The 21,716-nt window shown below is 69.4% G+C and carries 18 protein-coding genes; 13 read left to right on the top strand and 5 right to left on the bottom strand.

What is annotated here, in order from left to right:
* Positions 1–213: 213 nt before the first annotated feature.
* Positions 214–645: a response regulator gene (locus K7W41_RS09620; RefSeq protein WP_224607373.1), complete on the top strand. Its 432-nt coding sequence runs from the start codon at positions 214–216 to the stop codon at positions 643–645.
* A 282-nt stretch (positions 646–927) separates the two neighbouring features.
* On the opposite strand, the gene K7W41_RS09615 is transcribed toward K7W41_RS09620, so the two are convergent.
* Positions 928–1,131: a hypothetical protein gene (locus tag K7W41_RS09615; RefSeq protein WP_224607371.1), complete on the bottom strand. Its 204-nt coding sequence runs from the start codon at positions 1,129–1,131 to the stop codon at positions 928–930.
* Between the two features lie 350 nt (positions 1,132–1,481).
* Positions 1,482–1,868 (bottom strand): HU family DNA-binding protein, encoded by a 387-nt coding sequence (locus K7W41_RS09610; protein ID WP_224607368.1) that lies wholly within the window; start codon positions 1,866–1,868, stop codon positions 1,482–1,484.
* Positions 1,869–2,098: 230 nt separating this feature from the next.
* Between K7W41_RS09610 and pstS the strand changes: the two genes are divergently transcribed.
* The 9 genes from pstS to K7W41_RS09565 all read left to right on the top strand — a co-directional run bounded on the left by pstS (position 2,099) and on the right by K7W41_RS09565 (position 11,406).
* Positions 2,099–3,124 (top strand): phosphate ABC transporter substrate-binding protein PstS, encoded by a 1,026-nt coding sequence (pstS, locus tag K7W41_RS09605; protein WP_224607366.1) that lies wholly within the window; start codon positions 2,099–2,101, stop codon positions 3,122–3,124.
* Positions 3,125–3,434: 310 nt separating this feature from the next.
* Positions 3,435–4,451 carry a phosphate ABC transporter permease subunit PstC gene (gene pstC / locus K7W41_RS09600; protein WP_224607364.1) on the top strand — a complete coding sequence of 339 codons (1,017 nt, stop codon included), beginning with the start codon at positions 3,435–3,437 and terminating at the stop codon, positions 4,449–4,451.
* Complete coding sequence (gene pstA / locus K7W41_RS09595; RefSeq protein ID WP_396115427.1) at positions 4,451–5,368, top strand: phosphate ABC transporter permease PstA; 918 nt, start codon at positions 4,451–4,453, stop codon at positions 5,366–5,368. The genes pstC and pstA overlap by 1 nt, the downstream gene beginning before the upstream one ends.
* A gap of 16 nt (positions 5,369–5,384) precedes the next feature.
* A complete protein-coding gene (gene pstB, locus K7W41_RS09590; RefSeq protein WP_224607360.1) occupies positions 5,385–6,143 on the top strand; it encodes a phosphate ABC transporter ATP-binding protein PstB in 759 nt (252 codons plus the stop codon).
* 64 nt (positions 6,144–6,207) lie between these two features.
* Positions 6,208–6,705 carry a hypothetical protein gene (locus K7W41_RS09585; RefSeq protein WP_224607358.1) on the top strand — a complete coding sequence of 166 codons (498 nt, stop codon included), beginning with the start codon at positions 6,208–6,210 and terminating at the stop codon, positions 6,703–6,705.
* Between the two features lie 92 nt (positions 6,706–6,797).
* On the top strand, positions 6,798–7,247 hold the full coding sequence (locus tag K7W41_RS09580) for a DUF1775 domain-containing protein (RefSeq protein ID WP_224607357.1): 450 nt from the start codon (positions 6,798–6,800) through the stop codon (positions 7,245–7,247).
* A gap of 73 nt (positions 7,248–7,320) precedes the next feature.
* Positions 7,321–7,719 carry a copper resistance CopC family protein gene (locus K7W41_RS09575; RefSeq protein WP_224607355.1) on the top strand — a complete coding sequence of 133 codons (399 nt, stop codon included), beginning with the start codon at positions 7,321–7,323 and terminating at the stop codon, positions 7,717–7,719.
* A 3-nt stretch (positions 7,720–7,722) separates the two neighbouring features.
* Positions 7,723–8,520, top strand: coding sequence for a CopD family protein (locus K7W41_RS09570; protein ID WP_224607353.1), 798 nt, complete (start codon positions 7,723–7,725; stop codon positions 8,518–8,520).
* Positions 8,521–8,556: 36 nt separating this feature from the next.
* Positions 8,557–11,406 carry a sensor domain-containing protein gene (locus tag K7W41_RS09565; RefSeq protein WP_224607351.1) on the top strand — a complete coding sequence of 950 codons (2,850 nt, stop codon included), beginning with the start codon at positions 8,557–8,559 and terminating at the stop codon, positions 11,404–11,406.
* Here the strand turns inward: K7W41_RS09565 and K7W41_RS09560 are convergent.
* Both K7W41_RS09560 and glpK read right to left on the bottom strand, forming a co-directional pair.
* Positions 11,387–12,958 (bottom strand): glycerol-3-phosphate dehydrogenase/oxidase, encoded by a 1,572-nt coding sequence (locus K7W41_RS09560; RefSeq protein WP_224607348.1) that lies wholly within the window; start codon positions 12,956–12,958, stop codon positions 11,387–11,389. The two genes, K7W41_RS09565 and K7W41_RS09560, sit on opposite strands and share 20 nt — an antisense overlap.
* Positions 12,955–14,457 (bottom strand): glycerol kinase GlpK, encoded by a 1,503-nt coding sequence (gene glpK, locus K7W41_RS09555; protein ID WP_224607345.1) that lies wholly within the window; start codon positions 14,455–14,457, stop codon positions 12,955–12,957. Before glpK ends, K7W41_RS09560 begins: the two co-directional genes overlap by 4 nt.
* A gap of 268 nt (positions 14,458–14,725) precedes the next feature.
* On the opposite strand from glpK, the gene K7W41_RS09550 reads away from it, so the two are divergent.
* Together K7W41_RS09550 and K7W41_RS09545 are read left to right on the top strand one after the other, a co-directional pair.
* Entirely contained in the window at positions 14,726–15,679 is a 954-nt protein-coding gene (locus tag K7W41_RS09550; protein ID WP_224607342.1) for a sugar-binding transcriptional regulator, read from the top strand.
* Positions 15,680–15,717: 38 nt separating this feature from the next.
* Positions 15,718–16,845 carry an HD domain-containing phosphohydrolase gene (locus tag K7W41_RS09545; RefSeq protein WP_224607340.1) on the top strand — a complete coding sequence of 376 codons (1,128 nt, stop codon included), beginning with the start codon at positions 15,718–15,720 and terminating at the stop codon, positions 16,843–16,845.
* Between the two features lie 183 nt (positions 16,846–17,028).
* On the opposite strand, the gene K7W41_RS09540 is transcribed toward K7W41_RS09545, so the two are convergent.
* A complete protein-coding gene (locus K7W41_RS09540; protein ID WP_224607608.1) occupies positions 17,029–17,913 on the bottom strand; it encodes an N-acetylglucosamine kinase in 885 nt (294 codons plus the stop codon).
* Positions 17,914–18,492: 579 nt separating this feature from the next.
* Between K7W41_RS09540 and K7W41_RS09535 the strand changes: the two genes are divergently transcribed.
* Positions 18,493–21,552, top strand: coding sequence for a vWA domain-containing protein (locus tag K7W41_RS09535; protein ID WP_224607338.1), 3,060 nt, complete (start codon positions 18,493–18,495; stop codon positions 21,550–21,552).
* Positions 21,553–21,716: the final 164 nt, after the last annotated feature.

Here is a 21,716-nt window from a genome sequence, read left to right as displayed (position 1 = left end):
CCAGGCAGAGTCAATGGTGGCTGGCCCGAGCATAGCGGATGGCCCGCCGGGCACGGGGTCTCTGGACCTCTGGGCGGGGCTGCAAACTTGGCGCCCACCATTCGGGGGCCCCCGCCGCAGCGCCCGGCCCAGTGCGTATAGTGCGGCAATGACTGCCCCTCTCCCCTGCCCTGGCGCCCGCCGGGTTCGCCCCGCCTCGCGTGCCCGGCAGCGATGAACCGTCCTTTTCATGTGCTGCTGGTGGACGACAACCCGGCCGACCTGCTGCTGGCCCAGGAGGTCTTTGCCGAGCACGCCAGCGAGATGCAGGTGGACACCTGCCGCAGCGGCCCCGAGGCGCTGGACACCCTGCGCCGACAGCCCGAGTTGCCGGACGTGGTGATTCTGGACGTCAATATGCCGGGCATGTCCGGCTTTGAGGTGCTGCAGGCCATGAAGGACGACGCGCGTCTGCGCTGCATTCCGGTGGTCATGCTCTCCACCTCTTCACAGCCCGATGACATCGAGCGGGCTTACACCTTCCACGCCAGTTCGTACATGGTCAAATCCAACAGCTTTCAGGCATTTCTGGAACAGGTGGACGCCTTTGTGGGGTTCTGGCGCCAGAGCCGCACCACCAACTGGCCCAAGCGCGTCGGCCGCTAAGGACCTCGCCCCTTCCATTTCAACGTTTCAGAAGAGCGCCGAAACGTTTCCATTCTCGGTGCGAGATACTTTTTTCGCCTCTCGCTCTGCGGCGCAGCTGTTCCAGCCCGCTCGGTTGATCTCAAGATCAACAGCGAGTGACTTAGCCCAGGCCCGCGGTCAGACGTTGTGCCGGGTGTGTAGCCTTTTCGGGAGAGCACCGAACAGTCGCACTATGAGGGGCAACGTCCTTTTTTCGAGACCCGCTTCGCTCGGTTGATCTCAAGGTCAACGTCGAGGTTCTCAGCTGAGTTCGACTGTCAGGGGCTGGTCTGAATGCGTCTTGGGAACCAGCGTCACGGGATGGCCCTGCACCTTCAGGCAGGTTTTGCCCCCCAGAGTGCGTACGCTGAGGGCCACCGCCTGTCCTGGGGGCAGGCAGCGCTCATCGCTGCTGAGCACCTCTCCAGTGAGGGCGGCGGCAGAATCACGGCGAATGGCGATCATGGGGCACCTCCGACTTGGGAAGTCTGTGCGGGTCCTGTGGCCTTTCATACGGACTGCCGTCCATTTCCGGAACATCCAGGAAAGAACTGGATGTTCCTCTCCTGCGGAGCCTTCCAGGTCCAATTCCCGGAAATCCGTATTTTTTCCTTCTCCCTCTGGTCGGAAAAATTCCATAACCCGTTACGGAATTTTTCGGAAGCCGTATCAGTCCCGCTCGCCTTACGGTGCATCGCCTGCGTGACAGCGCCATGCCCGCGCCATGAACAGGGCCCAGGGACCGCGCTCATGGGCAGGTCAGCTGGGCCAAAAAAACGCGCCCAGATGGGCGCGCTCCCTGATAGAGGGGAAGTTTACAGGTTGCCCTTGAGGGTGCTGGCGACCTTGAAGGCCACCTTCTTGCCGGCCGGGATCTGGATCTTCTCGCTGGTGCCGGGGCGCACGCCGGTGCGGGCGGCGGTGGCCTTGACGCTCAGGGTGCCCAGGCCGGGCAGGCCCACGCTCTGGCCGCCACGGATGGCGCCCACAACCACGTCCAGCATGGCGCTGACGGCTTCCTCGCTCTGCTTCTTGGTCAGACCGGTGCGGTCAGCGACCATTTCCACGAGCTGGGTCTTGGCGACCTTGTTGCTCTCGCCAGCGGCGCGCTTGGGGGCGGCGGCTTTGGCGGCGGGAGCGGCCTTGGCCGCAGTCTTTTTGGCGGGGGCTTTCGCAGACTTTTTCGTCATGGTGAGCAGCATGACATATGACGCGCCGCTTGGGAAGGGGGGATGGGGGCGCGAATGCCCACCAGCACGCCCTTTTTAAAGGAAGCATTGGGAAAAACCGCGTTCTGAAGGGCCTTTTGAGGACTTGCTAAGGAATGCCGTGCAGCACGGAAGAACTTCCCCTTGCTCCGGCCGGGGGCCCAGCGGGCGCGCCAGGGCAAGACGTGACGCGGCGCTGACAATCGCCCGGCACACTGCGCGCCATGAAGAAGATGTTTGCTCTGGCCGCCGCCCTCGCCGTCACCACGGCCGCCGCGCAGTCCACCCTGACCGGCGCGGGCGCGAGCTTTCCCTTCCCCCTGTACAGCAAGATGTTTGCCGAATACAAGAAGGACAAGGGCGTCACCGTGAACTACCAGTCCGTGGGCAGCGGCGCGGGCCAGAAGCAGATTCTGGAGCGCACCGTGGACTTTGCGGGCAGCGACAACCCCATGAGCGACGACGCCATGAAGGACGCCCCCGGCAAGCTGCTGCACATCCCCACCGCCATTGGCGCCGTGGTGCCTGCCTACAACCTGCCCGGCGTCACCACGCCCCTGAAGTTCACCGGCAAGGTGCTGGCCGACATCTACCTGGGCAAGATCAAGACCTGGAACGACAAGGCGATTGCCGCCCTGAACCCCGGCGTGACCATTCCCCCGCTGCCCATCACCGTGGCCCGCCGCAGCGACGGTTCCGGCACCACCTACGTGTTCTCCGACTACCTGAGCAAGGTCAGTGGCGAGTGGAAGAGCAAGGTGGGCGTGGGTAACGCCCTGCAGTGGCCCGTGGGCACCGGCGCGCGCGGCAATGACGGCGTGGCAGGCATCGTCAAGAGCACCCCCGGGGCCATTGGCTACGTGGAACTGGTGTACGCCAAGCAGAACAAGCTGCCCTTCGGCAGTCTGCAAAACCGCGCGGGCAAGTTCGTGGTGGCCGACAACGGGCCCGCCGCCGCCGCCGCGCTGGGCGTGGTGATTCCCGCCGACACCCGCGTCAGCCTGACCAACAGCGCCAACCCCGAGGCCTACCCGATTGCCAGCTTCACCTACGTGATCTTCTACCAGGAGCAGAAGTACGCCGGGCGCACCCAGGCCCAGGCCAAGGCCCTCAAGGACCTGCTGCTGTGGATGATCAGCACCGGCCAGGGCTTCAACGAGGGGCTGGACTACGCCAAGCTGCCCACGAACGCGGCCAACAAGGCCAAGAGCATCATCGGCAAGATGACCTTCGACGGCAAGAAACTCTAAGCGGACCATCCACGTTGGCGGCGCTGCGCAGGCTTCTGTGCAGCGCCGCCCTCTGCTATGGGCGTGCGGGCTGCCCCTGCCCCTCATACGGAACTCAATGGACTGCACACCCGTTCGAGCCACGCGGTGGCCCCCTCACCCTTCCGTCGCTCCGCTCCTCCTTCCCTCTCCCACCAGGGGAGAGGGCAAGACGGCAAGCGGTCGCCAGGGAGGCACGTCCTCTTCAGCCCGTATCAGGCGGGGGGGCTGACGCTGCACTGACAAATGCCCTGTGAACTGGGCGCTACGGCCCCGGAGGGGTCATGAACCCATGAGCGAACCCACCCAGACCCGTTCCCCACGCCCCGCTGCCCTGAGCAGCGCGTCGGACCGCCTGTTCCAGGGCCTGATTCTGCTGCTGGCCAGCGTGATCGTGCTGGTGTTTGTCCTCAGCCTCTACCAGCTGGGGCGCGAATCGTGGCCGGCCCTGTCGCGCTTTGGCCTGGGCTTCTTTACCGAACGCACCTGGAACCCGGTGGAAGGAACCTTCGGCGCCGTGGCCATGATCACCGGCACCCTGGTGACCAGCCTCGTGGCCCTGGCGATCAGCGTGCCGCTGGCGGTGGCCTCGGCGCTGTTTGTGGCCGAGTACGCGCCGAAATGGCTGGCCAACCCGGTGGGGTACCTGATCGAGCTGCTGGCCGCCGTGCCCAGCGTGGTGTACGGCCTGTGGGCCCTGTTCGTGATTGCGCCGATGCTGGGCCAGTGGCAGCTGACCTTCTTCAACCCCCAGACCCACCCCGAGCGCGTGGAGCTGTACACCAAGTGCGCCGCGCTGTGGGCCGAGAACAAGACCACGCTGCAGTGCTTTTTCGTGCCCAATGCGGGCGGCGGGCGCGGGCTGGCGCTGGCCATCATCATCCTGACCGTCATGATTCTGCCCTACACCGCCTCGGTGGCGCGCGACGTGATCCGGCTGGTGCCCCAGGACCAGCGCGAAGCCATGTACGCGCTGGGGGCCACCAAGTGGGAAGTGATCTCCCGGGCCATTCTGCCCTACGCCCGCGCGGGCATTCTGGGCGGCGTGATTCTGGCGCTGGGGCGCGCGCTGGGTGAAACCCTGGCCGTGGCGATGGTGATTGGCGACAGCCAGGACATCCTCAAGAGTTTCTTTGGCAACGCCAGTACCATGGCCTCGGTGATTGCCAACCAGTTCGGGGACGCGCAGGAAACCCTCCACCGCTCCAGCGTGGTGACCCTGGGCCTGACCCTGTTTGTGCTCAGCGTGGCCGTGAACTTCGTCGCCCGCCTGATCATCGCGCGCCTGACGCCCAAGGGGATTCAATGATGAGCGCCGCTTCTTCGTCCCCGGCCCGCCGCCACGCCCTCAGCCCGGCGCGGCGCCTGCAAAACACCCTAATGGGCGGCCTGATCTTGCTGGCCACGCTGCTGGTGGTCGCGCCCCTGATCCTGATTTTTCTGTACCTGCTGCGCGAGGGCTTTGCGGCCATGTTCAACCTGGACTTTGCCCGCGCCCGTGAAGGGCTGGGGGCGGTGTTCAGCGGCGCCAACCTGGACTTTTTCACCAAGACCCCGGCCCCCGAAGGCGAGAAGGGTGGCGGCCTGGCCAACGCCATTCTGGGCAGCATCGAGATGCTGGCCATGGCCAGCGTGATCGGGGTGCTGGTGGGTGTGGCCGGCGGTATCTTCCTGGCCGAGTACCCGCGCCACCCCCTGATGCCCACCATCCGCATGGTGAGCGACGTGCTGGCGGGGATTCCCGCGATTGTGATGGGGCTGGTGGCCTACGGCCTGATCGTGCTGAAGTTCGGCTTTTCGGGGCTGGCCGGCGCCGTGGCGCTGGGCTTCCTGATGATGCCCATCGTGGTGCGCACCACCGAGGAAGTGCTGAAACTGGTGCCGCAGACGGTGCGCGAAGCGGGGCTGGCGCTGGGGCTGCCCAAGTGGCTGGTCACGCTGCGCATTGTGCTGCCCGCCGCCGCCGGGGGCATCATCACCGGCGTGATGCTGGCGCTGGCCCGCGTGGCGGGCGAGGCGGCCCCGCTGCTGTTCACGGCCTTTGGCAACAGCGCGGTCAACCTGGACCCCCGGGGGCCCATGAGCGCCCTGCCCCTGGAAATCTACCGGGGCGCCACCAGCGCCTACGACGAGAACCAGCGGCTGGCCAAGGCCGGCGCCCTGCTGCTCATCACCCTGATCTTTGTCACCAGCCTGCTGGCCCGGCGTGCCAGCCGCCGCAAATAAAAAGGAGCTGTTTCCTGTGTCCCCCATTCTCAGTGCCCAGAACGTCAACATCTACTACGGCGACAAGCAGGCCGTGCGCGGCGTGAACCTGAACGTGCAGCGCGGCACCGTCAACGCCCTGATCGGCCCGTCGGGCTGCGGCAAGACCACCTTTCTGCGGGCCATTAACCGCATGCACGACCTGACCCCCGGCGCGCGGGTGGAAGGCACCATTCTGCTGGACGGCGAGAACGTGTACGGCGCGGGCGTGGACCCGGTCGTCATGCGCCGCCGCGTGGGCATGGTGTTCCAGAAGCCCAATCCCTTTCCCACCATGAGCGTCTTTGACAACGTGGTTTCGGGCCTGAAGCTGGCCGGTATCCGCGACAGCCGGCGCCTGATGGACATCGCCGAGCGCTCCCTGCGCGGCGCGGCGCTGTGGGAAGAGGTCAAGGACCGCCTGAAGACCCCCGCCACGGGCCTCTCGGGCGGGCAGCAGCAGCGCCTGTGCATTGCCCGCGCGCTGGCCGTGGAGCCGGAAATCCTGCTGATGGACGAGCCCACCAGCGCCCTGGACCCTGCCAGCACCGCCAAGATTGAGGAACTGATGACCGGCCTGAAGCAGGTCACCACCATCATCATCGTGACCCACAACATGCACCAGGCCGCGCGTGTGTCGGACACCACCTCGTTCTTCCTGAACGGCGACCTCGTGGAGCACGGCGTGACCGACCAGATTTTCACCGCCCCGCGCGACGAGCGCACCGAAGCCTACGTGACGGGCCGCTTCGGCTGAACCAGAACAGCAACCCAGGGGCGTGGCGGGACACCTGCCACGCCTCAGCCGTTATCCTGCCTCTGTGAAAAGGGCAGTGGGCGGGCCAGCAGCGGTGGCGCGGCAGCAGCGGTGGCTGCTCGCCGCGCTGTGCCTGCTGGCCTCGTTCGCTTTTCTGGGCCGCACGACCTCGCCGGGCCTGGGGCTGCCCTCGCCCTTTCAGGCCATGCAGGTGGCAGAGCGCCAGGCCCCACAGCCGGCCCAGACCCAGGCCGCGTCTGCCCCGGCCCACGCCGGTCATCCCCCTGCCCACCGGGACATGGAGTCTGCCCCCTCGGCCCGCCCCGCGCTGACCCAGGCCGCGCCCAACGCGCCCCCGCACGGCCCAGCCCACGCGGCGGACCACGGTGCCCACTGCCCCTTTTGCTTCACGGCGGCCTTTGCCCTGGAAGCCGAAGGGGCGTTGTCGTTGGCCCGGCCAGCGGCGCAGGCCCCCGTGCAGGCGCTCGGCCCGCGTGGGCCCTGGCTGGCCCCGGTGCGCCACGCCGAAGCGCGCGCCCCACCCCAGCCCCGGTTGAGCTGAAGTCCCGCGCTGCCCAGCCCTGCGCGGCGGGCCCGGTCCACCCTTCTCCCCGCTGGGCTCTGTGATGCCCCAGTCATCAACCGAGGTGCTTTATGTTCAAGTCCCATCTGCTGGCCCTGGCCAGCGCCCTGCTGCTGTCCGTCGCCGCCGCCCACGCCACCGTCCGCACCGAAAGCGGCCTGACCGAAAGCAAGGCGGGTGCCAGCGAGACCTACCGCCTGAATGTGCCCACCGAAAAGGACATCAGCACCACGGAAATTCGCCTCGTGGTGCCAGCGGGCGTGACCATCACGCGCTTTCAGGTCACCCCTGGCTTCCTGCGCACCGTCAAGAAGAACGAGGCCGGCCTGGTCACCGAAGTGGTCTGGAAAGGCCGCGTGGCGCCCATGGAGTACGTCCGCTTCTTCTTCCAGGCGCGCAATCCGGCCGCGCCCGCCGAGCTGAGCTGGAAGGTGTACCAGACCTACAGTGACGGCTCGGTGGTGGCCTGGGACGACACCGATCCCGCGCAGGGCCCGGCCAGCAAAACCACGGTGAAATAAAGCCATTCGAGTGTCACGGGGGCAGGGGCGGGGCCACGCTGCGCGCCCCCCTGTGCCCCCCAGAGGAGAAACCATGAAACGACTGTTGCTGCTGGCCCTGCTGGCCCTGCCGGGCGCGGCCCTGGCGCACACCGCCGTCACGTCGGTGGTGCCTGCCCGGGGCGCGGTGGTCCAGGCGCCCACTGCGGTCACGCTGAACTTCAGCGAGCCGGTGGAACTGCGCTTCAGCACCGTGCGGGTGATGGCGGTGGCCGCCGGACAGACCCCCGAGGCCGCCGCCAAGCTGGCCCTGGCCGCGCGTCCGGAGACCCCCACGCTGGTCAGCCGGCCCCCGACCACGGCGGGCCTCGCCGCCCGGCTGAGCGTGCCGCTGAAAGCGGGGCTGAAACCCGGGCTGTATGTGGTCGCCTGGCGGCTGCTGTCGGAAGACGGGCACCCGGTCAGCGGCCTGAGCACCTTCCGGGTGCGCTAGGCCGTGCTGGCGCTGCTGACCGGCCTCACGCACCTGGGGCTGGTGGCGCTGCTGGGGGGCGTGCTGGCCCGGCGCCTGTGGACCCCCGGCTGGCCCCGGCTGTGGGTGCCCGCGCTGGGCGCTGGGCTGCTGCTGCTGGGCTGGGGCGGGCAACTGGCGCTGACCCTGTCGGCCCTGGGGTTCACCGCTCCGGCAGACGTGCTGGTCTACCTGACGGGCACTGGCCCTGGCCGGAGCATGCTGCTGGCCCTGCTGGGCGCCGCGCTGCTGCTGGCCGCCGAGACCGGGCGCTGGCCCTGGCTGGCCTTGCCGCTGGCGGCGGCTGTGGTGGTGTGGGGCGCGGCGGGGGTGGGCCACGGCGCCGGGCACGGTGTGGGGGTGCGGGCCCTGCACGCCGCCCACGCCGCCGCCATGTGCGTCTGGCTGGGCGGCGTGCTGACCTTGCTGCGCCGGGGCTCCCCCGAACTGGCCCGGCGCTTTTCCCCGGTGGCGGTGGCCTGCGTACTCACCCTGGCGCTGACCGGACTGGCGATGGCGGGGCAGCACCTGCGCCTGCCCTCGGCCTGGACCGGCACCCCCTACGGCCAGACCCTGCTGCTGAAGCTGGGCGCGGTGGCCGTGACGCTGGGGCTGGCCCTGGGGGTCCGCCGGGCCCTGGCACGGGGGCAGGGCCTGCGCGCGCCCCTGCGCCGCGAAGCCCTGGGGCTGCTGGCCGTGCTGGCGCTCACCGCCCTGCTGGTCACCCAACCCCCACCGGCGGGGCATGCCACGCACGCGGCGGCCCGCTTAGAATTGCCCTGATGTCCCCTTCTTTTCGTCTTCCCGGGCACCCGGCCCATGCCTGAGCGCGAGGCCCAGCTGTTTGCGGCCATGTTTCGGGGCTCGCCCATCGGCATGGCGCTGGTCTCGCTGCAGGGCGGGTTCATGACGGTCAACGAGGCGCTGTGCCGCATGCTGGGCTATGCCCAGGCCGAACTGCTGGCGCTGACCTTTCAGGACATCACCCACCCCGAGGACCTGGGCAGCGATCTGGCCCTGCTGCGGCGCGTCCTGGCGCGCGAGATTGACCAGTACGAGCTGCGCAAGCGCTACCGGCGCAAAGATGGCCAGCTGATCTGGATTGCGCTGCACGTCTCGCTCATTCTGGACGAGGACGGCGCGCCCGCCTTTTTTCTGTCGCAGATTCAGGACATCACCGCGCAGGTGGCGGCCGAAGCGCAGCTGCAGGACGTTCATGAGCGGCTGCGGCTGGCCCTGGAAGCCACCCAGGACGGCATCTGGGACTGGCGGCTGCCCGGGCGCGAGCTGTTTGTCTCGGACACGTTCCGGGCGCAGCTGGGCTTTGAGGGGGAGACGCCCGTGACCCTGGACGCGTGGCTGGCCCGGGTGCACCCAGAGGACATGCCGGCCCTGCGGGACACCTACCGCGCGCACCTCGCGGGGGGCCGCGCCCTGAACGCGCAGTACCGCGCCCGGCAGCCCAGCGGGGAGTGGCGCTACTTTCAGGTGCGCGGGCAGGTCACGGCGCGCGGCGAGCAGGGCCAGCCGCTGCGCATGACGGGCACCCAGACCGACGTGACCGAGCAGGTGCGCACCACCCAGGACCTGCAACTGCTGCTGGACAACCTGCCGGCCCTGATCGGCTACTGGGACACCACGCTGCACAACCGCTTTGGCAACCCCACCTACCTGGACTGGTTCGGGCAAACGCCGGCCCAAGTGCGCGGCCAGCACATGCGCAGCGTGATTGGAGAGGCGCTCTACGCCCAGAACCAGCCGATGATCGAGCGGGTGCTGGGCGGCGAAACGCTGCGTTTTGAGCGGCAGCTCACCGATGCCAGCGGCCACCTCCGCTTCATTGAGCTGGTGTACGTGCCCGACGTGCAGGGCGGCGAGGTGCGCGGGTTTTTCTCGCTGGGCACCGACATCACCGCCCGCAAGGCCGCCGAGCGCGCCCTGACCGAGCAGCGTGAGCTGGCGCGCGTGACCCTGGCGTCAATTGGCGACGGGGTGATCACCACCGACCCCGGCGGCCGGGTGACTTTCTTGAACCCCACCGCCGAGCGCATGACCGGCTGGACCCTGGCCGAGGCCGCCGGCCAGCCCATCGAAACGGTGATGGGGCTGCTGGACGAAGGGACCCGCACCGAACTGGCCAATCCGCTGCGCCGCGCCCTGCGCGAGCGGGTCGCGCTGGGGCTGGCGGCTAACACGGTGCTGCGCAGCCGCTCGGGGCACCACCACAGCATCGAGGACTCGGCTGCGCCCATTCTGAATGAGCAGGGCGAGCTGCTGGGCGCCGTGCTCGTCTTCCACGATGTCTCGGAGGCGCGGGCCATGGCCGTGCGCATGAGCCACCTCGCGCAGCACGACGCCCTGACGGACCTGCCCAACCGGGTGCTGCTGCGCGACCGGGTCTCGCAGGCCATCAGCCGCGCCCAGCGCCAGGGCACGCGCTTTGCGGTGCTGTTTCTGGACCTGGATCACTTCAAGAATGTCAACGACTCGCTGGGCCACCATGTGGGCGACGAACTGCTTAAAGCCGTCTCGGCGCGCCTGCGCGGGGTGCTGCGCGCCTCAGACACGGTGAGCCGCCAGGGCGGGGACGAATTTATCGTGTTGCTGCCGGATATCCGCGAGGCCGACCATGTGGAGAACGTGCTGGCCAAACTCACCGAGGCCGTTACGGCGCCCTACCACGTGGCGGGGCACCACCTGGAGGTGGGGGTCAGCGTGGGCGTGGCCCTGTACCCCGACGACGGCGAGGGCACCGACGTGCTGCTGCAACACGCCGACGCCGCCATGTACCGCGCCAAGGCCGAGGGCCGGGGGCGCCACCGCTTCTTTTCCCGCGCGCTGCACCAGGCCATCCTGGCGCGCCAGAGCCTGCAGGCCGAACTGCGCCAGGCCTTTGAGCGCCGCGAGTTCTCGCTGGTGTACCAGCCCAAGGTGAACCTCTGGACCCGCGAGGTGCTGGGCGCCGAGGCCCTGCTGCGCTGGGTGCGCCCCGACGGCCGGGCGGTGTCGCCGCTGGACTTTATTCCCCTGGCCGAGGAAAGCGGCCTGATCGTGCCGCTGGGCGCCTGGGTGCTGGAGACCGCCTGCCAGCAGAGCCGCGCCTGGGCCCAGGCCTGCGGGCACGACGTGCCGGTGTCGGTGAACATCTCGCCGCTGCAATTTACCGACCCTGGCTTTCTGGACACCGTGCAGCGCTGCTTGCAGGGGACCGGGCTCACGCCGGGCCTGCTGGAACTGGAACTCACCGAAAGCATGCTGATGGCCGATATCGAGCGGGTGCAGCAGATCCTGGGTGCGCTGCGCGCGCTGGGCGTGTGCGTGTCCATTGACGACTTTGGCACCGGCTATTCCAGCCTCAGCTACCTGCGCGCTTTTCCGGTGAACACGCTGAAAATTGACCGCTCGTTCCTGAAAACGGTGCCGGACGATCCGCAGGCGGTGGCGGTGGTGGAAGCGGTGGTGGCGCTGGGCCGCAGCCTGAACCTGGGCGTGATTGCCGAGGGAGTCGAAACGCCCGAGCAGGCCCGCAGCCTGCTGAACCTGGACTGCGCGGCCATGCAGGGCTACCTGTTTGGCCGCCCCATGCCCCCCGCCGAGTTGCTGGCGTGGCTGCGCGACTGGCACGCCCAGGAGCCGGAGGACCCAGGAATCAGCCGCCCGGGGTCGTAGGGGCCAGCAGCGCCCCCTGGGCCAGTGCCCGGTAGGCCTGCACCTGCGCGGCCTGCCACGCCTGATCATGGCCCAGTTCCTCGGCCAGCAGCTCGGCCACGCGGGGGGCGGCCTCCAGGCTGGCGCGGGCGTCCAGCAGCAGGGCGCGCAGGCGGCGCGACAGCACATCCTCCACGGTGCGGGCCTGTTCCATGCGCGCCGCCCAGCGCACCTGGGCCTCCACGTAGGGCAGGGCCGGGTGCAGCTTCACGTCGGCGCCGGGGAGGGCCTGCACCCGCGCGGCGTCGGTGCCGTACACGCGCCAGGGCTCAGGCAGGGGCTCCGGCGTGGCGCCGTGCAGCTGCAGGCCCCGGGTCAGGCTCAGGCGAGCGGGCAGCCCGGCATGCGCGGCGGCGCGGTTCACGGTGTCTTCGGCCATGTGGCGGTAGGTGGTCCACTTGCCGCCGGTCAGGGTCAGCAGCCCGCCCTCGCTGAGCTGCAGGGTGTGGTCCCGCGAGAGGCTCTTGGTCTCGCCCCCACCGGCCTTCACCAGCGGGCGCAGGCCGGCGAACACGCTCAGCACGTCGGCACGGGTAGGGGCCGGCGAGAGGTAGCGCGCGGCGGTCTCCAGAATGAAGTCAATCTCCTCGGGCAGGGCGCACGGTTCGGGGCTCACACCGGGCACGGGCGTGTCGGTGGTGCCGATCACCACGCGGTCGTGCCAGGGCACCGCGAACAGCACCCGGCCGTCGTCGGTGCGCGGCACCATCAGGGCGTGTTCGCCGGGCAGAAAGCGCCGGGGCACCACCACATGCACCCCCTGGCTGGGCGACAGCAGCGCCGGGGCGTCCGGGCGCTCCAGGCGCCGCACCTCGTCCACAAAGACCCCGGTGGCGTTTACCACCACCCGGGCGCGCACCTCGTGGGTCCCTCCGGTTTCCTCGTCACGGAAACGCGCGCCCACGACCTTGCCGCCTTCCTGCACCAGCCCCACCACGGGCGCGTGATTCAGGGCCACGCCGCCAAAGTTCTCCAGGGTGCGCAGCAGGGTCACGGCCAGCCGGGCGTCGTCAAACTGGCCGTCGAAATACAGCACGCCGCCCTTCAGGCTCTTCTGGCGCAGGGTGGGAATGCCGCGCAGGGCCTCGCCCATGCCCACTGGGCGGCTGGCGCGCAGGTTCAGGCGCCCGGCCAGCAGGTCGTACAGTTTGAGGCCTATGCCATAAAACGGCGTGGCCCACCACTGGTAGGCGGCGATCAGAAAGCCCAGGTCGTGCACCAGATGGGGCGCGTTGCGCTTGAGCAGGCCGCGTTCGTACAGGGCTTCGCGCACCAGGGCCACGTTGCCCTGCGCGAGATACCGCACCCCGCCGTGCACCAGCTTGGTGGAGCGGCTGCTGGTGCCCTGGGCGTAGTCGCGCGCTTCGAGCAGCAGCACCCGGTAACCGCGCGTGGCGGCGTCCAGTGCGGTCCCCAGCCCCGAGGCGCCCCCGCCGATCACCAGCAGGTCCCACACGTGTTCGTTCAGGGCCGCGTGAAGGCTCGCGCGGCGGGCATCGTTGCCCGGCGTCACGCGCCCTCCTCCTCGGCCCAGGCGCGGCTGCGCTCCACGGCGCGGCGCCACTGCCTCAGGCGGCGCTCCCGCTCATCGGCGGCCAGGGTGGGCTCGAAGGAGCGGTCCACCTGCCACAGCGTTTCCAGCTCGGCTTCACTCTGCCAGTACCCCACCGCCAGCCCGGCCAGAAAGGCGGCGCCCAGCGCGGTGGTTTCGGTCACCTTCGGGCGGGTGACGGTCACGCCCAGCAGGTCGGCCTGCGCCTGCATCAGCAGGTTGTTGCGGCTGGCCCCGCCGTCCACCCGCAGCTCGGAAAGGGTCACGCCGCTGTCGCGCTCCATAGCGCCCAGCAGGTCGGCGGCCTGGAACGCCACGCTGTCCAGCGCCGCGCGGGCGAGGTGCGCGCGGGTGGTCCCGCGTGTGAAGCCCACCACCGTGCCGCGCGCGTAAGGGTCCCAGTACGGCGCGCCCAGGCCCACGAACGCGGGCACCAGATACACCCCGCCGCTGTCGGGCACGGCGGTTGCCAGCGCCTCAATCTCAGCGGCGTCGCGGATCAGGCCCAGGCCGTCGCGCAGCCACTGCACCACCGCGCCCGCCACGAACACCGAGCCCTCCAGCGCGTACGTGCGCCCCTGTCCCCGGTCCCAGGCCACGGTGGTCAGCAGGCGGCTGGGGCTGTGCACCGCTTCAGGCCCGGTGTTCATCAGCATGAAACAGCCGGTGCCGTAGGTGTTCTTGGCCATGCCGGGGCGCAGGCACACCTGCCCGAAGGTGGCGGCCTGCTGGTCCCCGGCCATGCCCGCAATCTTGACCCGCGCGCCCAGCAGGCCCGGCGCCGTTTCGCCGTAGACCTCGCTGCTGGGCCGCACCTGGGGCAGCAGGGCGCGCGGCACGCGCAGCAGCGCCAGCAGTTCGTCGTCCCACTCGCCCGTGTGAATGTTCAGCAGCAGGGTGCGGCTGGCGTTCGAGACGTCCGTCAGGTGCGCCTCGCCGCCGGTCAGGCGGTACAGCAGCCAGCTGTCCACCGTGCCGCAGGCCAGTTCGCCGCGTTCGGCGCGCGCGCGGGCGCCGGGCACATGGTCCAGCAGCCACGCCAGCTTGGTGCCGCTGAAGTAGGGGTCCAGCAGCAGGCCGGTCTTTTCGCGGATCAGGGTTTCGTGCCCGGCGGCGCGCAGGGCCTCGCACTCGGCGGCGGTGCGGCGGTCCTGCCACACGATGGCCGGGGCCAGGGGCTCACCGCTGGCGCGGTCCCAGATCATCACCGTTTCGCGCTGGTTGGTGATCCCAATGGCCGCCAGATCGCCCGCGCGCAGCCCGGCGCCGGCCAGGGCTTCTTGCACCACGCCAATCTGGGTGCTCCAGATTTCGCGCGGGTCGTGTTCCACCCAGCCGGGGCGCGGAAAGTGCTGGGTGAATTCCTTCTGGGCCGAGTGGCGAATCTGGCCCTGCCGGTCAAAGACGATGGCGCGGCTGCTGGTCGTGCCCTGATCCAGGGCAAGAACGAACTGGGTCATGCGGCTCCTGTGACAGTTCTGATACGGCTTCCGAAAAATTCCGTAACGCCTTACGGAATTTTTTCGACCGGAGGGAGAAGGAAAAAGGACGGATTTCCGGGAATTGAAGGAACATCCAGTTCTTTCCTGGATGTTACGGAAATGGACGGCAGTCCGTACGAAAGGCGGGGCGGACAGCACAGGGCCCGATCACACCACCCCCTGAACAGGATGTCAATGCACGTGAACATCTGTTCACCCGGGGGCAGGCTGCCGTATGCTGCCGGGCATGAGCGACGCGCACGATGTTCAGGCGGTGCGGGTGGCGCGGCTGTACTACCACCAGGGCCTGACCACCGGGGCCATTGCGCACGAACTGGGGCTGTCGCGCCCCAAGGTGAGCCGCCTGCTGTCGCACGCGCGGCGCCGTGGGCTGGTGGAAATCCGCATTCACGACCCCCAGGGCGCCCCGCAGGCCCTGGAAGCGCAGCTGCGGGCGCGCTACCCCTTTCTGAACCCGCAGGTGGTGCCGGTGCCGCCCCAGAGCCCGGAAGCCGTGTGGCTGGAGCGGGTGGCGGTGGCCGCCGCGCGGGCGCTGAACGACACCCTGCGCCCCGGGCAGGTGTTGGGGCTCGCCTGGGGCACCACCGTGAGCGCCGTCTCGCGCGCCCTGACGCCTCGCCCCGTGCCAGAACTGCAGATTGTGCAGCTGAACGGCAGTGCCAGCGCCCTGGATTTTCACGACGGCCTGGTGACCGACACCATGACCCGCTTTGCCCGCGCGTTCGGGGCGCGCGCGTGGTTGTTTCCGGTGCCGACCTTTTTCGACGACCCCGCCACCCGCGCGGCCATGTGGCGCGAGCGCAGCGTGCGGCATGTGCTGGCGCTGCAAGAACGCGCCGACGTGCTGCTGTACTCGGTGGGCTCGCCGGGCGCACAGGTGCCCAGCCATGTCTACGCCGCCGGCGCCCTGACCGACACCGACCGCCACGAGATGCAGGCCCAGGAGGTGGCGGGCGACATCGCCACCGTGTTTTTCCGCGCGGATGGCACCTCGGCCGGGCTGCCCATCAACGCGCGCAGCAGTGGCCCGGACCTGAGCCTGATTCGCCGCGCGCCCCAGAGTCTGTGCGTGGTGAGCGGCCTGGGCAAGGTCGGGGCCCTGCGCGCCGCCCTGGCCGGGGGGCTGCTGCGCACCCTGATCGTGGACGGCCAGACCGCCCAGGCCCTGCTGCGGGAATGAAGGAATTCTGACAGACGGCTCAACCTAGATTAAGCGCCATGACCGGCCCGGCAGCAGATGACCATCACCCCCCGGCGGGCGAACAGGCCGCGCAAGACATGCTGCATCTCACCCAACTGGTGCTGGCCGCCCAGACCCTGGCGGCGGGCGTGACCCCCACCCTGGAAAAACTGGTGCGGGACACGGCGGCGCAGGGCTCGGCCTATTTTCAGCTCGAAAGCCGCGACCTGTCGTACCGGGTGCGCGCCGCCACCGGCGAGATGCCCGCCACGCCCGGGATGCAGGCCATTGCCGCCCACGGTCTGCCCGCCGAAACGCCCCTGCTGCAGGCCCTGGCCGCCAGCCGTCAGCCCCTGTTTTTTGACGACACCCGCAGCCGCCACGAAACGGCCGGCCTTCCCGAACTGGGGGTCGCCAGCGTGGCCGCCGCCCCCGTGCGGGCCAGCGACGGCCGCCTGCTGGGCGCTTTTCTGATGCACACCCTGGACCCCCACTGTTGGCAGCCGACCGAAGTGGCGCTGCTGACCCTGGTGTCCGGCACCGTGGCGGCGCTCTCCGGGCGGCTGGCGGCCGAGGAAGACGCCCGGCAGGCCCGCGAAGCCGCGCTGCGCGCCCTGGGCCTGATGCTGGAGGCGCGCGACGGTGAAACCCACGGCCACACCGACCGGGTGACCCGGCTGGCCCTGCGCGCCGGACAGGCCCTGGGCTGGGACCCGGACCGCCTGGAGGCGCTGCGCTGGGGGGCCTACCTGCACGACATTGGCAAGATCGCCATTCCCGACGCGGTGCTCCTCAAACCCGGCCGCCTGACCGAAGAGGAATGGGTCACCATGCGCTCACACGTCGAGGCCGGCGAACGTTTTGCCCGCGCCCTGGCCTTTCTGCCCCCGCTGGCCCTGAACGTGATTCAGGACCACCACGAGCATTGGAGCGGCCAGGGCTACCCCGCCGGCAAGCAGGCCGAGGGGATCAGCGTAGAAGGGCGCCTGTTTGCCCTGTGCGACGTGTACGACGCCCTGACCAGCGAGCGCCCCTACAAGCGCGCCTGGACCCACGAGGCCGCCGTGGCCGAACTGCGCGCCCAGGCCGGGCAGCAATTCGACCCGGAACTGGTGGAAGTGGTCATTCGGGCCGCCGAGGACCGGGGCGACGCCCTGCTGGCGTGAGGCGAGCGGGGAGGGACAGGCAAGGCACAGAGGGCGCTGACCTGGGCCGGTGAGGATCGGTGGTGGCCGCCTGTTTCCTGAAGGGAAGGCGCCGGTCTCTCCGGGGCTGTTCAGGGCGTGGCTGGGAACCCCTCCCACCCACGTCCAGGCTCAGCGCCGACCGGCCTCCGCCCCCCCCTATCCTCAGCCCAGGTGCCGCTCAGCGTAGCGGGCCGCCGCCTGAGCGTGATCGCGCTGCTGCACCGAGACGCCGGGCAGGGCGCGCCCCAGCGCCGCCGTGAACAGCGGAGAAATGCGCAGTGCCCCGCCCGTGGCGGTCACGGGCAGCGGCGCCGTGCGCGCCTGCACCCGCCGCGCCAGTGCAGCCAGGGCCTGCGCCGCGTCCTGCAAGAGGGCCTGGGCCACGGGGTCTCCGGCGTCGGCGGCGCGGCCCACGGCAGGGGCCAGCCGCGCCACTGCGCCCGCGCCAGGGGCCGCGTAGGCAAAGGCCCGCAGCGTGTCCCAGTCCAGGCCGCCTGTCACCGCCGCGACTTCCCGGGCCAGCGGCGAACCCGGGACCTCGCCCGCGTCCAGCTGGTCCGTGATGAACCGCAGCGCCGCGCGCCCCAGGCTGAAACCGGCGCCGTCGTCGCCAATCAGAAAGCCCCGGCCCCCCGCGCGCACAACCTGGCCGTTCCGCGTGACGTGGTAGGCCACGCTGCCGGTGCCCGCGTACAGCAGCACCCCCGCCCCCGGCGCGAGGTGCGCGCGGTAGGCGAGGTCCAGGTCGCTTTCCACACTCAGGGCGTGGCGCCCCACCCCCAGGGCGTGCGCCAGCGTATCGGCCACGGCTTCGGCGGCGGCGGTGTCCCGGCTTAAGCCAGGAAGGCCCACATGAACGGCGCTGGGCTGGCCGGGCAGGGCGCCCTGCAGGGCCTGCAGGCTGGCTGGCCCCTGTGCGGTGTGCAGCAACGGCGCGGTCAGCGGCGGCGACTGCCCGGCCGCCACAGGCACCCCCGCGCGGCACAGCGCCCATTTTGTGGCGCTGCCCCCAGCGTCCAGGCCCAGGGTCAGGGTCAAACGGGCCACCATCTGCCAGCAGTCATGCGCCCATTCTGACAGCGGCGGCGCCCGGAAGACGGGCAAGGGCCAGCATGCCCCGGTGAAGAGGGGCGGCGCACCGTCCAGGCGCTGCTGGTCCGGGCACATGGCTGGGCAAAAAAGAGGGGGCGGCTGTGCGGGCTGCGGGTGGGCCAGCTGAGAGGTGGCCTGCATTCCATCGGCCACCGGGCCATCTTGACCACAGAAGCTGAAACCACCCAGAGGTGAAGGGTCGGCATGTGGGCCAGCAAAGGGTCGCTGCCTGGTCCCAAGGGTGAACGTGCCGTCACTGTTCCCCGCCCTGGAAAGCGTGACCTCACAGGGCTTGACTGATCACGGCCTGATCACGGCGCACGTGGATGCTGTGAGGTGCATCCACAGAGGCACCCCACCGAACAGGCCGCTGCCCCAAAGTCCGCAGCGGGCGCTGTCCGCCGATGCCCCCGGGTGCGGCCGAGGTGCGCTTTCCGTCCTCTTGCGGCTCTTTTTCCTGGTTCCGGCGTCCGTGTCGCCCTGCTCTGCGCCGCTTCTGGCGGCCCGTTTCCCTGTTCCCCCGGAGGTACTGAGATGTCCCTGCGCCGCTGCGTTCTCTCTCCTGCTGGTGCCCGTATGGTCTGCCTGGGCGCCGCCCTCTTGCTCGGCCAGGACGCCGCCGCCGACGCGGTGGAATCCGCCACGCTGGCCGCCTATCTGGGCCAGCCGGTGCCCTCGCTGGGCGGGGTGTTGGAGCCCATCCCTGCCTGGGGCTGCGGCGGCTCCACCCCGCCGCTCAGCATCCTGTCTGTTCACCTGAACTGGCACTGCACCTTCGACGCCACCATCAACCCCAGCCTGGGTAGCTTTCCCAACGATGGGAACCGCTTTTTCGGCTTCCACCGGCAGTTTCTGTACGCCTACAACCTCTTCCGGCAGTCGCAGGGGCGGCCGTTTCTGCAAACCTGGATGCCCTCGCCCAGCGCCAGCATGCCCCTGGGCCACGCCACGCGCCCGGATCTGGCGGCCTGCACCAACTGCACCTCGCTGCCCGCCAACTTCCGGCTGCCCGCAGCGGGCGGCACCCTGAATCCGGCCACCACCACGCTGGAGGATTACGGCAGCTCCCTGGTGCCGTGGCACAACAACACGCATGTGGCCATGGCGCAGGCGGGGGGAACCCCGGGCAACACCTGCTTTGACTCCACCAGTCCGCTGCACTTCCGCGACATCATGTGCGTGACCACCGCGCCGCGCGACCCCATGTTCTTCCGCTTTCACAACTTCGTGAACGACTTGCAAGATGAACTGCTGACCTTTCAGGACACCGACGTGATGATCGTGTTCGACAAGTCGGGCAGCATGACCCTGCCCAACGGCACGGGCAGCGACAACCGCCTGAACAGCGCCAAGAACGCCGCCCGCCTGTTTGCCGACCTGCTGCGCGACAGTTCCAACAACCGCGTGGGCCTGATCAGTTTCTCCACCGCTGCTGCCCCCAGCCCGGAACTGCCCCTGACCATCGCCAGCAGTGCCCCGGCCGCCATGAACACAGCCCTGACCAGCGTGAATGCCGGCGGCGCCACCAGCATCGGCGGGGGCCTGCGCGCGGCGGTCACGGCCCTGAACGCCAGCAGCAACCCCAACAAGGCCATCTTGCTGCTGACCGACGGCGTGGAGAACACCGCGCCCATGATTGCCGAGGTCCAGGGCCGCGCCCCCAACCAGCTGCGCGACACGCACCTGTGCGCCGTGGGCTTTGGCACCCCCGGCAGTCTGGACGGCCCGAAACTGCGCGACCTCGCCGAGCGGCAGGGCGGCGCCTACCGGGCCGACGCCGATCCGCTGACCCTGAACAAATATTTCGTGGAGTGCTTCGCGGATATCTTCGACACCTTCGTGGGCAAAGACCCCATTGGGGTGCTGCGGGCCGGCGCCCACGCCAGCGCCCCCACCGTGCATGTGGCCAGCAGCGACACCGAAGTGGTGTTCGTGCTGTCCTGGGAACAGAACCTGCCCAAGGGGGCCCTGCGTCTGGCTGTGACCACCCCCACGGGCGTGCCGCTGAACCTGAATGACGCCAACGTGGAAAGCCGCTTTGGGGCCACCTACCACATCGTGCGCGTGAAATTGCCCTACGGCACGCAGCGCGATGGCCGCTGGACCGCCCGCGCCGTGCGGCCCCTGCGCTCGTTCCTGAATGGCTTTGCGCCCGGGGCGTTCAAAACCCCGGCGATTGGCACGGCCATCGTGGGGCAGCAACTCGCGCAGCTGTGTGAACCCGGTGCGTGCAACCGTGTGCTGTATTACGAGGATTTCACCTTCAACCTCATGCACGGGGCCAATGACGTCGCGTATTACCAGGCGCTGCTGGCGGCGAAACTGGGGCGGCACCTGGGCACAGTCGAGCGGGTTTCAGACCCTAAACGCTTTGCAGCGGCCCTGGCCGAAGGGCGCTACGACCTGATCGTGAGCAGCACGACCACCGCCGAAGGGCGCCAGCCGTACGACGATGTGCTGAGCAAGCTGGCCTGCGCCGAGCGGGGCCCTAAGCTGATCGTGACCGACCTGCGCAAGGAGGGCAATGAAAGCCTGCTGCGCTGCCTGGGCGCCCAGGCCACCAGCGAGCGCGACTTTGACGTGATGAAGGGCGACGGTCAGGTGCTCACCGGCAGCGTGGGTCTAAGCATGCCGGGCCACGCCGGCATGGGGGGCGCGCACACCCACGGCGCGTTCAGCGCGGCGTACAAGTCCACGGGCGCCGCTGGCAGCAGTGTGGCCGCCCTGTCCCCGGGTGGCGGCGCGGCGATCCTGGCCCGGACGGTCACCTCGCCCAATGTCCCCATCACCGACCAGCGCTTCTTTATCGAGTCGCTCGCCAGCGGCAGCGCCCGGGTGCGGCCCCACACCTACATCAGCCCCAATTACACCGGAGAGCGGCTGCACCCCACCTTCCACATTCCCGAGATCTACATTCCGGTGGGCGGTTTCGACAAGGTCACGGCCAGGGTGGAGGTCACGCGGCCCCTACAGAGCCAGAGCGAGGTGCTGGCCCGCACCGGCAGCCAGGAGGTGGGCAAACGCGAGGGCGACACGCTGAATGTGCGCCAGACGGCTGACCTGCGCGCCAACCCCAAGCAGAGCAGCGGCTTTCTAAAGACTGAAACCCTGACCTTCCCCCTGAATGACGACGGCAAGGACGGCGACACCAGCGCGGGCGACCGTTACTGGGAGGTGGCCCTGCCGCCCGAAGTCAGCCGCTTTGACGGCGAATACACCCTGCACGCCTACTTCACCATCTGCCAGGGCACGCTGTGCTTCGAGCGCGAGGCCCAGCACACTGTGGTGGTGGATGCCAAGCCCGACCCCAGGGCCAGCAAGGTGGAGCGGGTGCAAACGCCCAACACGGGGCCCGGCCTCGCCACGGTGCGCTACACCCCGCTGAACGCCGAGGGGCTCCCCCTGGGCCCCGACCGCCAGTCCCTGCTGCGCTTTGAAGGCAGTAAGGGCGTGACGGTGCAGCGCGTGACCAGTCTGAACGCCCAGGGCACCTACGAGATCACCGCCCGCTACGACCCCAACAACACCAACCCGTCGCTGGTGGTGACCCCCTTCGGCCGCCCCGAAGACAAGCTGACGATTCCGTTGCGGTGAACTGGCTTCTAAGGAAGCTCCGTGACGTTTTGCGGAGCTTCCTCAGGGGGGAGGGGCTCACAGCGCTGGTCAAGGAAACAGCGTGAGAGGCCGCTCGGGAAAGCACCGGCCGGTTTTGGAGAGAGGGCTTCGCGGATCGCGGGGTGAAGGGTCTTCCCCACCCT

The sequence above is a fragment of the Deinococcus multiflagellatus genome, assembly GCF_020166415.1.
Classification (GTDB): domain Bacteria; phylum Deinococcota; class Deinococci; order Deinococcales; family Deinococcaceae; genus Deinococcus; species Deinococcus multiflagellatus.
Note: the sequence above shows the minus strand (reverse complement) of the source record. Positions and strands in the feature narration are given on the sequence as shown.